Raw genomic sequence first — 12,535 nt, forward strand, 5'->3', positions numbered from 1 at the left:
ATGAATGCCCCCTTGCCAGGCCACACGGCCAGCAAACCGATCGCCACGACCCCCGCGTTGCTGGCGGTCGACCGGGTCAGCCTGGAGTACCGCACCCCTGAGCGGGTGGTGCGGGCCACGCACCGGGTCAGTTTCGAAGTCGACCAGCAGGACCGTTTCGTCCTGCTCGGGCCCTCCGGTTGCGGCAAGTCGACCCTGCTCAAGGCCGCCGCCGGGTTCATCCGGCCCTGTGAAGGCGAGATCCGTCTGCAGGGGCAGGTGGTCACCGAGCCGGGTCCGGACCGCATCGTGGTGTTCCAGGAGTTCGACCAGTTGCCACCGTGGAAAACGGTCAAGCAGAACGTCATGTTCCCGTTACTCGCTTCCGGCACGCTCAAGCGCCGCGAGGCCGAGGAGCGCGCCCTGCATTATCTGGAGAAGGTTGGCCTGGCGGCCTTCGCCGATGCCTACCCGCACACCTTGTCCGGCGGCATGAAGGCCAGGGTGTCGATCGCCCGGGCCCTGGCCATGCAACCGAAGATCCTGCTGATGGACGAGCCCTTCGCCGCCCTCGACGCGCTGACCCGGCGCAAGATGCAGGAAGAGTTGTTGCAGCTTTGGGAGGAAGTGCGCTTCACGCTGCTGTTCGTCACTCACTCGATCGAGGAGGCGCTGGTGGTGGGCAACCGCATCCTGCTGCTGTCTCCTCACCCAGGGCGGGTGCGGGCGGAAATCCACAGTCATCAGTACGACCTGCACAGCCTGGGCGGCACGGCTTTCCAGGCGTCGGCCCGGCGCATCCACCGGCTGCTGTTCGACGAAACCCCGCAGGCCGAAACCGAACTGGATTTCGCCGATATCCGCATTGCCTATTGAGCGGCTGGAGAATTGCCGATGAGTCTTTCATCCCCCGTGCGTGAAGAATACGAAGTCACCCTGGAGCCGCTGCTCGAAGTGCCGCTGGAGCGCGACCTGTCGCTGGCGCAACGACTGTGGCAACAGGGTTGGCTGCGCAAGAGCCTGATCCTGGTGCTGCTGGCGGTGCTCTGGGAAGCGGTGGCGCGCTACCAGAACAACGACCTGCTGCTGCCGAGCTTCCTGCAGACGGCCAGCGCCCTCTACGACGGCTTGCTCAGTGGCGAGTTGCTGGGCAAGGTATGGATTTCCCTGGTCGTGCTGCTCAAGGGTTATGTGGTGGGCGTGGTGCTGGCGTTCGGCTTGACCACGCTGGCGGTGTCGAGCCGTTTTGGCCGCGACCTGCTCGGCACCCTGACCTCGATGTTCAACCCTTTGCCGGCCATCGCCCTGTTGCCGCTGGCGCTGCTGTGGTTCGGGCTGGGGCAGAACAGCCTGATCTTCGTGCTGGTGCACTCGGTGCTGTGGGCGCTGGCGCTCAATACCTACGCCGGCTTCCTTGGCGTATCGGAAACCCTGCGCATGGCCGGGCGCAACTATGGCCTCAAGGGCCTGCGTTTCGTGCTGTTCATCCTGATTCCGGCGGCGTTGCCGTCGATTCTCGCCGGACTGAAGATCGGCTGGGCGTTCGCCTGGCGCACCCTGATCGCGGCGGAACTGGTGTTCGGCGCCACCAGTGGCAAGGGCGGACTGGGCTGGTACATCTTCCAGAACCGCAACGAGCTTTATACCGACAAGGTGTTCGCCGGGCTGGCGGTGGTGATCCTGATCGGCCTGCTGGTGGAGAACCTGGTGTTCGACAGCCTGGAGCGGGTGACCGTGAAGCGCTGGGGCATGCAGCGTTAAGTGGTGTTGTCCGGTCTGACGTCTTCGCGGGCAAGCCCTGCTCCTACAACGCCGCGCCGTACACAAAATCTATGGTCGACGCAGCCTTGTAGGAGCCGGGCTTGCCGGCGAAGACGTCGGCCCAGGCACCGCCTGACTCAAGGATTCTGTAAAAACACCACGTAGCCGCGAAACCACTCGCTGTTCTTGAGATACGAGGGCTCCTGCCACTCGCCACCCTGGATCAGCCCGATCTTGAACGGCAACCCCAGGCGATTCATGCGGGGCAGGTACGCGGCGTAGTCGGGAATGCTGCGGCGTCCCTGGTAGGTCTGCACCACCACTTCATCGACGACGCCCTTGAGCTGGGCGATGGCCTTCGGATCGGCATTGCTGCTCCAGTCCATCAGCCCGGTGATGCTCAGGCGCAGATCGGCCGGCAGGCGCTGGCGCAGGTCACGCAGGAAGTCGGCGTACTCGTCGAGGTAGCGGGTGCGGGCATCGAAGTCGATCTGGATGCCGACCACCGGGTTGCCCGCCTGCTGCCAGCGCTTGACCTGGCCGAGCAACTGGCGATAGACCGACTCCGGCCAGTGCAGGGTATGGGCGCGATAGACCACCCACACCTCGCCCCGGCTCAGGCGCGGAATCGCGATGCCCTGGGCGATGAAGCTGATGCCGCGCTGGCGTGACTGGCTGACCTGGCCCTGCAGTACGTACAGGCTGCGCGCCTGGGCCAGCACCGGTTGTGGCGCGACGCCGCTCCACAGCCAGAAGGCGTCATGCTCGCGCGCATCGACCGCTGCCAGTGCCTGGCTGGTACTCAGCCAGGCGGCCAGCAACAGCCAGCACCCTCGGCCCATCGACACTTACCAGTAGTACTGCAGCGACTTGCCCCACTGGGTGTCGGCGTAGCTGCCCTTCAACTGCTTGAACCAGGCCTTGCGTTGCGCCGGCTCGACTTCCTTGCCGCCGCAGCTGTTGTAGCCCGCAGGGGCATAGCAGTTGATCGCCCGGAACAGCGCGTAGGCCTTGTCCGTGCGCGAGGCCTTGGCATCGGCCAGGACGTGCTGGTAGCCGTCCAGGCGCGAGTACACCGGGCCTTTGAACAGCGACGGCGTACCGCCCAACTCGTCCTTGTTGCGCTGGCTGTCCAGCGGCATGCCGTCGAGGCCGTTGCGCAGGATGAATTCACCGAGGCAGTTGAGTGCCGCCGGTGCCTTGGCATCGGCCTGCAGGCTGGCGACGGTCTCGGCGATGGCCGGGCAGGTGTAGCCGGACTCGGCCTTGGCGCCGTTCCAGCGGAACAGCTGCAGCGACTGGCCGCTGCTGTAGACGTAGCCCAGGCTGGTGCCCAGCTTGGTGTCGGCCGGTTCGGCGGGCAGTTGCTTCAGGTCTTCACTGAAGTCCTGGTAGTGACCCAGGCGCAGGTCCTTGTACAGCAGCACGAACAGCGCGCTGTCGCGCTCGGTGGCGTCCGGACCCTGCTTGACCTGCTGGCGCAGCAGTGCGGCGTCGGCCACATGGCGCAGCAGGATGGCGCGTACCTGCGGGGTCTTGATCGGCGAGTCGGCGGCGAACACCTTGCCCACCTGCTGGCTGCGTTCGTAGTGGTTGGCCAGCGCCAGTTCCAGCTGTTCACGTTGCAGCGGCTGTTTCGCCTGGGCCAGCAGTTGCAGCCACAGCGTCTCGGCGGCCGGCCAGTCCTGCTTGGCTTCCAGTGCCAGGCCCCGCAGCATCTGCTGGCTGAAGGCGAAGTAGTCGAGCTTCGGCGGGATTTCGGTCGGCAGCGCCTTGAGCGCCAGCTCCGGATTCTTCTCGACATACAGGTGGAACGCCGCCAGCAGGTAGTCATGCAGCGCCGGTTGCGCGGCGAAGATCGCCTTATGGGCTTGCAGGGCGTCGAGTGTCAGCTGTTTCCTGGTTTCGTAGTCGCCTGTCGTGCGCATGGCCATCAGGTCGTTGACGGCCTGGAACAGCGGGTCGTTGATTTCGCCGACGCCGAACACCAGCTTGCTGTCGATTTCCTGCACCAGGCTGTCCGAGGACACGTTGCGCGGGGCGTCTTCGGGCAGGTTGAACTGCCACAGGTATTCGGCCGCCTGCCGGTCGCTGTCACCCGCCAGCCAGTAGACCCGGCGCAGCAGACCACGGGCGGAGGTCGCGTAGGCACCCTGTGGATAAGTCTTCAGGTAGTTGTTGAAACCGTCCTCGGCCTGTTTCAACTGCGCCGGGTCCGCCTCCTTGTCGGTGGGCATGCCCTCGGCGTCGAAGAGGTTCTGCTGGGCGATGTTCAGGGCGGTACGCGCCTGCATGTACAGCGCGGTCTCCTTCAGCCAGGGCTGGCTGTTCTGCGCCAGGTTGGCGAAACCGCCGGCCGCTTCACTGAAACGGCCGCTGTAGAAGTCGCTGGCGGCGCGCAGGTAGCTGACGAACGCCTGGCCTGGCGCCGATTGTACGTCGGTGGGCAACAAGGCGGCCTGCTGCGCCGGGTCCCAGTTGCAGGTGGTGAGCATCTGTACCCGCGAGCGCGCCAGGGCCTGGCGTTCGGCCTCGGACAGCTCGCCGGTGGCGAGCAGCGCCTCGATGAAGGCACTGGTGCTTTCCTCCGAGTTGCTGCGGCAGCGGCTGCCTTCGCCGGAGAGGAAAGCATCGCCGGCCGGAGCCTCGTCGCCGCGCTTGATCCCGAGTTTTTCCAGGGTTTCGTCCAGCTCGACGCTCTCGGCGTTGCTCACTTCGCCGCTGGCGTCCGGCACGCTCGATTGCAGCCGGGTATTGGCGAAGGGCACCGGGCCGTAGCCTTCGGCGAGCTCTTCCTCGTTCAACTCGTCGGGGGCCAGCGGCAGCTTGCCCTGGTCGGCCAGCAGCAGGCGCAGGTTGACCCGGCTGTCGTTGCCCGGGGCGAGGAAGGCCAGGTTGCTGCAGCGGTCCAGCCCGTACTGCATCATCGACCAGCGTGGATAGCAGAAATCGTCGGAGCTGGCCTGGGCCTGAGAGGAGAAGGCAACGCCCAGCGCCAGGGATGTCAGAAGAGCGATACGCATGAATTGTCCTTAATCCGTAAACGTGCGGCGCCGAGGCCGGGGAGGGCCGCCATCATACCGAAGCGCGGCAAGTCCACCTATGCTTGTACCGCACGCGGCAGTGCAGGCTGTGACCTGCCGCACATCGGCAAGCCGGGGCGCGATGCTGGCAATTTGCTTGACGCTAACCCTGGCTACCGTAGACTCGCGATTGTCCGACAAGGAGTCACTGTGATGCAGCGTTTTTGGGGTTTGGTTTTCGGGTTGTCCTGTGTGGCGCACATGGCTCAGGCCCAGGCGGCCGAGACGGATCCGCTGTTGGACACGGCTGCGCCTGCTGCCCACGCGACCACGGCCAGCGAGGCCCGTGGCGTGTTGCGCGCACGTGACCAGGCCATGCTCGCCAGCGAGCTGTCCGGGCGCATCGTCGAACTGCCGTTCAGCGAAGGCGAGACGTTCAAGCAGGGCGAGACCCTGGCGCGTTTCGACTGTTCGGCCTACCAGGCCCAGCTGGCCGCCGCCCAGGCCGCCGGCCGCGGGGCCAACGAGGAACTGGCGCACAACCGCCAGCTCGCCTCGCTCAATTCGGTCGGTCGTTTCGAAGTGGCGCGGGCCGAAGCCAAGGTCGCCGAGGCCCAGGCCCAGGCCCAGGTCTATCAGGTCCAGGTCAAGCGTTGCAGCGTGATCGCGCCTTATGACGGGCAGGTCGTGCAGCGCAAGGTCCAGCGTTACGAAAGCGTTTCGGTCGGCTCGCCAATGCTGGAGATCGTCGACAACCGCACCCTGGAAATCCACCTGCTGGTGCCGTCGCGCTGGATGGGCAAGCTCAAGCCCGGGCAGACTTTCAGTTTCGTTCCGGATGAAACCGGTCAGTCTTTGACCGCGACCATCAAGCGCCTGGGAGCGCGCATCGACGAAGGCAGCCAGACCCTGTTGCTGGTGGCCAGCCTGCCCAAGGCCGAAGGCCTGTTGGCGGGCATGAGCGGCACGGCGCATTTCGCGGAGCTGAAATGAACGCACCGGTCGCAGGCGCGGCGGAGCGGGTCTTTGCCCAGTTCCTCGACCTGGAACGGCTGACGCGTGCTGCCCGTACCCCTGAGCAACTGGCCTACAGCCTGGTCAACGATGGCCAGGCGCTGTTCGGCTTTCGCCATGCCGCCCTGCTGATTGCCGGCAAGGTGCGCGCGGTGACCGGCGTCAGTGCGGTGGAGCCGAATGCGCCCTTCGTGGCCTTCGTCGAGCACGCCGTGGCGCAACTGTTCAAGCTGGAACGGGCCCAGCCTGCCACCGTGGTGCCGATGGACGCGTTCAGTGCCTCGGTCGTCGAGGACTGGCGCAGCCTGTCGGCCCCCCAGGTGTTCTGGTTGCCGCTGCTCGACCACAAGGGCGAGGTGTTCGGCGGCCTCTGGCTGGCCCGCGACAACCCCTGGACCCCCTCTGAACAGGTACTGCTGGCGCAATTGGGCGACACCTACAGCCACGCCTGGCTGGCGCTGCAGCCCCGCCGGCCGTGGCGCTTGCGGCTGACGCGCAAGCGCCAGGTGCTGTTGGTCGCCCTGGTGTTGCTGAGCCTGCTGATTCCGGTGCGCCAGTCGGTGCTGGCGCCGGCGGAAGTCGTGCCGCTGGCCGGCCGGGTGGTGGCGGCGCCGCTGGATGGGGTGATCGCCGAGTTCCTGGTCAAGCCCAACCAGACGGTCAAGGCCGGTGACCTGCTGGTGCGTTTCGAAAGCACCACGCTCAAGGCCCAGGCCGATGTGGCCCAGCGTGCCCTCGGCGTGGCCGAGGCGGAGTTGAAGGCCAACTCCCAGCGGGCCTTCGCTGATGCCGAATCAAGTTCGAAGATCGACCTGCTCGCTGCGCGGGTCGAGCAGAAGCGCGCCGAGCGCGACTATGCCGCCGAACTGCTCAAGCGCAGCGAGGTGCGTGCCGAGCGTGATGGCATCGCGGTGTTCGCCGATGCCGAGCGCTGGACCGGCAAGCCGGTGCAGACCGGCGAGCGACTGATGGAAATCGCCGACCCGACCCAGGCCGAACTGCGCATCGAACTGGCCGTGGGCGACGCCATCGCGCTGGAGCCGGATGCCGAGGTGGCACTGTTCCTCGACAGTGACCCGCTGCAGCGTCATTCGGCCAGGCTCGAGCGGGTGGCCTACGAGGCCCAGGCGACCCCGGCCGGGCAACTGGCCTATCGGCTGGACGCCGGCTTCAGTGATTCGCCGCCACCGCGGATCGGTCTGCGCGGCACCGCGAAGATCTTCGGCCAGCGCGCGCCGCTGGCCCTGTACCTGCTGCGCCGGCCGCTGGCCGGGTTGCGCCAGAGCGTCGGCCTGTAATGAACCTGCCCAGCCTGCGCGCGGACCTGCAGCTCACGCCCGCCTCGGCGGCCCTCGACGGGTCGCCACGCTGGACCCTGGCCGACCCGGTGCGCGGGCGTTATTTCAAGCTCGGTGCCCAGGCCATCCGCTTGCTGCGGCACTGGTCGCTGGGTGATCCGGCGCGGGTGCTGCAGGCGGCGAACGATGAACCGGGCCTGCCGCTGGGCGAGCCGGAGCTGGAGCAGATGCTGGCTTTCCTGCGCAGCCACGACCTGATCGCCGCCCTCGACCCGCAACAGCGTGCCAGCTATGCCTGGAAAGCCGCTGCCTCGCGGCAGAGCCTGTGGCAGATGGCGCTGCACCAGTATCTGTTCTTCCGTATTCCGCTATGGCGACCGGACGCCTTTCTCAATCGCGCCTGGCCGTGGCTGGCGCGTTTCGGCCCGCGATTGCTGCGCTACGGCCTGCCGCTGACGCTCGGCCTGGGCGTGTTCCTGGTCTCGCGCGACTGGGAGCGCTTTCTCGCGACCTTTCCGCACCTGTTCAGCCTCGGCGGGGCGATGGCCTTTGGCGTGGCGTTGTTCTTTGCCAAGCTCTGCCACGAGTTCGGCCATGCCTTCATGGCCAAGCGTGCCGGCTGTCGGGTGCAGAGCATGGGCGTGGCGTTCATGGTCCTGCTGCCTCTGTTCTATACCGATGTCAGCGATGCCTGGCGGGTCAACGACCGCAAGGCGCGGCTGCTGATCGGCGCCGGCGGGGTGCTGGCGGAAATGCTGCTGGCCTGCATCGCCCTGCTGGCCTGGTCGCTGCTGCCCGACGGAGCGGCGCGCACGGCGGCGTTCATGCTCGCCAGCGCCACCTGGCTGACGACCCTGGCGGTCAACCTCAACCCGTTCATGCGTTTCGATGGCTACTTCCTGCTCAGTGACTTCTGGGAGGTCGACAACCTTCAGGGCCGCGCCTTCGCCCTGTGCCGCTGGCGCCTGCGCGAGGCGCTGTTCGGCTACGGCGAGCCGGCCCCCGAGCCCTGGTCGCCGAGCATGCGCCGGCGGCTGCTGGGCTGGGGCTTCATGTCCTGGCTGTGGCGGGCGGCGCTGTTCTTCGGGATCGCCCTGGCGGTCTATCACCTGTTCTTCAAGTTGCTGGGTATCTTCCTGATGCTGGTGGAGTTGGGCTGGTTCATCTTCCTGCCGATTTTCAAGGAGACCCGCGAATGGTGGGAGCGCCACGAGCAGGCGCACACCCCGCGGGTGCTGCTCAGCGGCCTGGGGCTGCTGGGCCTGCTGTTGCTGGTGGCGGTACCCTGGCGCAGCAGCGTGGAAGTGCCGGCGATGCTCGAAGCCGGACGGGTCACGGCGTTGCATGCGCCGGTGGCGGCGCGGGTCCGCCAAATCAATGTGCAGGATGGCCAGCAGGTCGAGCAGGGCACGGTGCTGGTGGAGCTGGAGTCGCCGGATATCGAATCGCGCTCGGTCATCGTTCGACGCGAGATCGATATCCTGCAATTGCAGTTGCGTCGCCAGGCCGGGCGCAGTGAAACGGCGGCGGATGTCGGCATTCTCGAACAGCGGCTGGCCGAGTCGGTGGCCGAGTATCGCGGTCTGCAGGCGCGGCGTGAGCGCCTGCTGCTGCGGGCCCCGCAGGCCGGCCAGGTGCGTGACCTGATGCCGAACCTGCGTGCCGGCCGCTGGGTCTCGACCCGTGATCCGCTGGCGCGGATCGTCGAGGACGGCACGCGCTTGCGCGGCTACCTGGCCGAAGAGGACCTGTGGCGAGTCGCGCCCGGCGCGAGCGGGCGCTTCGTCGCCGACGACCCGATGCGCCCGGCCTGGCCGGTGGAGTTGCTGGATATCGACGCCAACGGTGTGTCGGTCATCGACCAGGAAGCGCTGACTTCCGATCACCACGGGCCGATTGCCGTGCGCCGTGACGAGAATCGTCGTCCGGAGCCGGTGCAGGCACAATACGGTGCCCGGCTCAAACTGCTTGAAGATGTCCCCACGCCCAGCCATCCGCTACGCGGTGTCGCAGTCCTGCAGGGCCGCAGCGAGTCGCTGCTGGGCATCGCCTGGCGGCGGATGGCAGCCTTGGGCGTGCGTGAAAGTGGCTTCTGATCATTAACCAGGTACAGGGAAATACACCGATGTTGAACAGTTCGTCGGCTGCCGGTTTGTCCATGCGGCCCTCGCGGCCTACCGACGCGCCCTTTCTGCAAAGCCTCTACCAGTCGGCCCGGCCGGAGTTGCAGTGGATCGATGCCGAGCCGGAGTTGATCGAGCAGGTGATCGCCCAGCAGTTCCAGGTGCAGGAACAGGGCATCGGCGAGCAGTTCCCCAACGCGATGCACTATGTGGTGGAGAAGCTCGATACGCCGATTGGTGTGTTGAGTGCCGATTTCGGGCCCAATGAAATCCGCGTGCTGTACCTGGCGTTCATTCCGGCGGCACGAGGCAAGGGCTTCGGGCGGATGGTGCTGCAGGACGTGCAGAAGGCGGCGACACAGGTACGCTGCCCGGTCGCGACCACGGTCTGGGCCAGCAACCCCCAGGCGCGCCAGCATTACCTGGCGCTGGGGTTCCGGGTCGAGGAAAGCACACCGGGCGCCGAACGGCTGGTGTGGTACCCGGGTATCAGTTGAAGACGATGTTGAAGTAGCCCAGGGCCTGGTCCCGGCCCAGGGCTGGCTCCCGCGATACGAAAATCCCCTCCAGCAGCCCTATCCCCGGCAGTTCCAGGTTGCACAGGCCATCGACGAAGTCCGTCGGGTGCAGGCTGTGCAACTGGACGTTGAACGGTACGCGGCTCATTTCCGGCAACTGCGCTTTCGGGCGCGGTTCTATGGCCTCGATCAGGATCTGCAACTGGCTGCCATCGGGCAGGTAGAGCGGGCAGGGTTGGTCCAGCAGGGACTGGAAATGTTCGCTTGAAACATGTTGCAGCATCGATGCTCTCCGTTGGTGTGAGAGGCCGGCCAGCCGGCCCCCACGGGCTCGATCAGTTACGCGAAGGGTACAGCCCTTCCAGGGCGATGCTGAAGTTTACTGCCAGGTATGGGTTGAGCACGCTGACCGGCAGGTTGCTGCCTGGTGTCACCAGGGTGCCACCGATGGTGCTGCTCACGCCCTGGAGGTTGACAGCGGTCCCCACTTCGGTGGAGTAGATGGCGGCCGAAGTCGGGCCGCCCGTCGGAGAGGCGCCGAGGAAGGAGTTGGCGGCGGTCGGTGCCGTGGTCACAACCGTGCTCGGTGCGCTTGCCAGCTGGATGCTGGTGTTCACGGTCAGATTGGCTGTCGAGATCGCTTGCGGCGGCATGTTGCTGCTCAGCAGCGTGACGTTTTCGGTGCCGGCACTCTGGCCGATGACGCGTGGGGACAGGCCTGGCCCGGTGCCGAAGCCGACCGGCTGTCGGCTCTGCAGGTTGGGCAGGCCGAAGTTGGTGGTGCCGTTGCCGCCATAGTAGGTGCCGATCAGGGCGAACAGCACCTGGTTCTGCGCGAGGCTCAGGATTTGACCATTGCAGAGTGCCCAGCCACGGGGGGCATAGTTGAATCCGAACATCTGGATAGTACCGACAAAAACTTCCATGGATCCCTTTCCTTCAGCTGTGTTGAGTGAGGTGCCTCGCCTGGTTTTGCCCAAGTCTGTTGTGCACCGGATGACAGAGTAGCCGTTGTCTTTGACATTCAGGTTTTTTTTGTAGGACAAGAGTCGCGAATGGAACAGCCAGGCAAGTCGAGGTCGTTCTAGCCTACAATTCATCGCGTCATGCCTTCCGTGTGGGGCAGTAGTTGACTTGTTGAGGGTGGTGATGGGCGTTCTCGGTAGTAGTGAAACGATAAAGCAGCTTTATGATCGGCCTGTCTTACCCCCGCAATCCCTGGTGCAACTGCTTCGTGAACCCTGGCTGATACCGCTGCTGACCCTGGCCCTGACGTTGCGGCTGTATCAACTGACGGCAGCGGCGATCTGGGGCGACGAAGGTTCCAGTGTACTGTTGGCGCAGTACCCGCTGACCGAGCTGTGGGTGCACGCTGCCCGCGATGTTCACCCGCCCCTGTACTTCGCCCTGTTGCGCGGTTGGATCGGCCTGTTCGGCGACTCGATCCTGTCGATTCGCCTGGCCAGCGCCATACCCGGCGTCGTGGTGGTGTTTCTCGGCATCTGGCTGGCGCACCTGTTGGCCGCCGGGCGCCGGGTGACGATCCTGGCCGGCCTGTTGCTGGCGCTGTTGCCCACGGCGGTGCGCTACAGCCAGGAAATCCGCATGTATTCGCTGCTGGGCGTGTGGTTGCTGGGGGCGACCCTGGCCCTGGTCTACTGGGTCCACAATCCGCAACGCAAGCGCTACCTGGTGGGCTATGTGCTGCTGATGGCGGCCGGGTTCTACACCCATTACTTCACCGCGCTGTGCGTGCTGTCGCACTGGTGCTGGCTGTTGTTGCTGCGCCGCCATCCCGAAATCGGACAGAGACCCATCGCCTGCCGCGACTGGTGGCTGGCCAACGTCGCAATCGTGGTGCTGTTCCTGCCCTGGTTGCCGGGCCTGGTCGACCTAGTGCTGCACATGGATGACCTCAAGGTCGGCGGCGATGTCGGTTGGGAGCCGCCGGTGACCTTGCGTTCGTTGCCTTCGATGGTCTGGCAGGTGATGGCCCAGGACGATGGCGAGGGCATGCCGGTGTGGCTGCTCACCAGCCTGCCGAGCGTCATCGCGCTGGCGATGGTGTTCATCGTCTGGACTGATCGCAGCCGCTTCCATCTGGAAACACTGCTGGTGATCTACAGTGCCCTGCCACTGTTGCTGGTGTTCGCCGTGTCGTTCGTCTCACCGGTGTTCATCGAGCGCTACCTGACGGTACCGGCGCTGAGCCTGCCGATCATCCTGGCCCTGGCCATCGTCCGCCTGGCGCGATACGGCCGGTTCCTCGCCGGGCTGCTGCTGGCGGCGGTGCTGGCTGCCGAGGGCATGGGGCTGAAGAACAACTACACGGTGGATGCCGGTGACCAGTTCAACAACATGGTCGAGTACATGAACCGGCACAGCCAGGCGGGCGACCAGGTGGTGATGGGGGACATGTTCTGGTATCTGACCTGGGGTTACTACGACCGTAGTGCCATAGTGCCGCGGCTGTATACGCCGCCGACCGACAACGGTATGTCGACCCGGCCCAACAGCTATGGTTTCGGTACCCTGATCGACGCAAGGGCTGGCGTCTATCTGGATCATCTCGAAGACTTGCCGGCAGGTAATGGGCGGGTTTGGCTGGTGATGAGCCGGGTTGCACCGGACGAATTCCCCTCGATTCCGACCGGCTGGCGGAAAATCGATCAGGGAGCAGGGGGGGATACCCAGGCGATTTTATATGAGACCTGCCATCCTTCATGTAGTGGACACTAACCGCTAAGGCCTTGATATAGAGCGATGAGATCGTTCGCAAGGCTTGTTGAAGGTCGGAGAAGGCCCGCGTTCACGGGGCT

11 protein-coding genes are annotated in these 12,535 nt (G+C 65.5%); 7 read left to right on the forward strand and 4 right to left on the reverse strand.

Annotation, left to right across the window (positions count from 1 at the left end):
• Nucleotides 1-855, forward strand: coding sequence for an ABC transporter ATP-binding protein (locus tag HU752_RS01705; protein WP_186684302.1), 855 nt, complete (start codon nt 1-3; stop codon nt 853-855).
• 18 nt (nt 856-873) lie between these two features.
• Nucleotides 874-1,740 (forward strand): ABC transporter permease, encoded by an 867-nt coding sequence (locus HU752_RS01710; protein WP_186684300.1) that lies wholly within the window; start codon nt 874-876, stop codon nt 1,738-1,740.
• 137 nt (nt 1,741-1,877) lie between these two features.
• Here the strand turns inward: HU752_RS01710 and HU752_RS01715 are convergent, their stop codons facing one another.
• Together HU752_RS01715 and HU752_RS01720 are read right to left on the reverse strand one after the other, a co-directional pair.
• Complete coding sequence (locus HU752_RS01715) at nt 1,878-2,582, reverse strand: DUF3142 domain-containing protein (protein WP_186684299.1); 705 nt, start codon at nt 2,580-2,582, stop codon at nt 1,878-1,880.
• Nucleotides 2,583-2,588: 6 nt separating this feature from the next.
• A complete protein-coding gene (locus tag HU752_RS01720; RefSeq protein ID WP_186684297.1) occupies nt 2,589-4,763 on the reverse strand; it encodes a PA5441 family protein in 2,175 nt (724 codons plus the stop codon).
• Between the two features lie 213 nt (nt 4,764-4,976).
• On the opposite strand from HU752_RS01720, the gene HU752_RS01725 reads away from it, so the two are divergent.
• Genes HU752_RS01725 through HU752_RS01740 form a run of 4 tightly spaced genes read left to right on the forward strand, consistent with a single transcriptional unit; the run spans nt 4,977 to nt 9,695 of the window.
• The gene (locus HU752_RS01725) at nt 4,977-5,756 is read left to right on the forward strand and encodes an efflux RND transporter periplasmic adaptor subunit (RefSeq protein ID WP_186684295.1); all 780 of its coding nucleotides are present in this window, start codon (nt 4,977-4,979) and stop codon (nt 5,754-5,756) included.
• Nucleotides 5,753-7,075: an efflux RND transporter periplasmic adaptor subunit gene (locus tag HU752_RS01730; protein WP_186684293.1), complete on the forward strand. Its 1,323-nt coding sequence runs from the start codon at nt 5,753-5,755 to the stop codon at nt 7,073-7,075. The genes HU752_RS01725 and HU752_RS01730 overlap by 4 nt, the downstream gene beginning before the upstream one ends.
• Nucleotides 7,075-9,171 carry a site-2 protease family protein gene (locus tag HU752_RS01735; protein ID WP_186684291.1) on the forward strand — a complete coding sequence of 699 codons (2,097 nt, stop codon included), beginning with the start codon at nt 7,075-7,077 and terminating at the stop codon, nt 9,169-9,171. Before HU752_RS01730 ends, HU752_RS01735 begins: the two co-directional genes overlap by 1 nt.
• Before the next feature lie 29 nt (nt 9,172-9,200).
• Nucleotides 9,201-9,695 (forward strand): GNAT family N-acetyltransferase, encoded by a 495-nt coding sequence (locus tag HU752_RS01740; RefSeq protein ID WP_186684289.1) that lies wholly within the window; start codon nt 9,201-9,203, stop codon nt 9,693-9,695.
• Here HU752_RS01740 and HU752_RS01745 read toward each other — a convergent pair.
• Nucleotides 9,688-9,999, reverse strand: coding sequence for a hypothetical protein (locus tag HU752_RS01745; RefSeq protein ID WP_186684287.1), 312 nt, complete (start codon nt 9,997-9,999; stop codon nt 9,688-9,690). The genes HU752_RS01740 and HU752_RS01745 overlap by 8 nt on opposite strands.
• 52 nt (nt 10,000-10,051) lie before the next feature.
• Complete coding sequence (locus tag HU752_RS01750; protein WP_186684285.1) at nt 10,052-10,642, reverse strand: phage tail protein; 591 nt, start codon at nt 10,640-10,642, stop codon at nt 10,052-10,054.
• Between the two features lie 223 nt (nt 10,643-10,865).
• Here HU752_RS01750 and HU752_RS01755 point away from each other — a divergent pair, with 223 nt between their 5' ends.
• The gene (locus tag HU752_RS01755; RefSeq protein ID WP_186684282.1) at nt 10,866-12,455 is read left to right on the forward strand and encodes a glycosyltransferase family 39 protein; all 1,590 of its coding nucleotides are present in this window, start codon (nt 10,866-10,868) and stop codon (nt 12,453-12,455) included.
• Nucleotides 12,456-12,535 lie beyond the last annotated feature (80 nt).

Origin of the sequence: Pseudomonas vanderleydeniana, assembly GCF_014268755.2 — a bacterium.
GTDB lineage: Bacteria > Pseudomonadota > Gammaproteobacteria > Pseudomonadales > Pseudomonadaceae > Aquipseudomonas > Aquipseudomonas vanderleydeniana.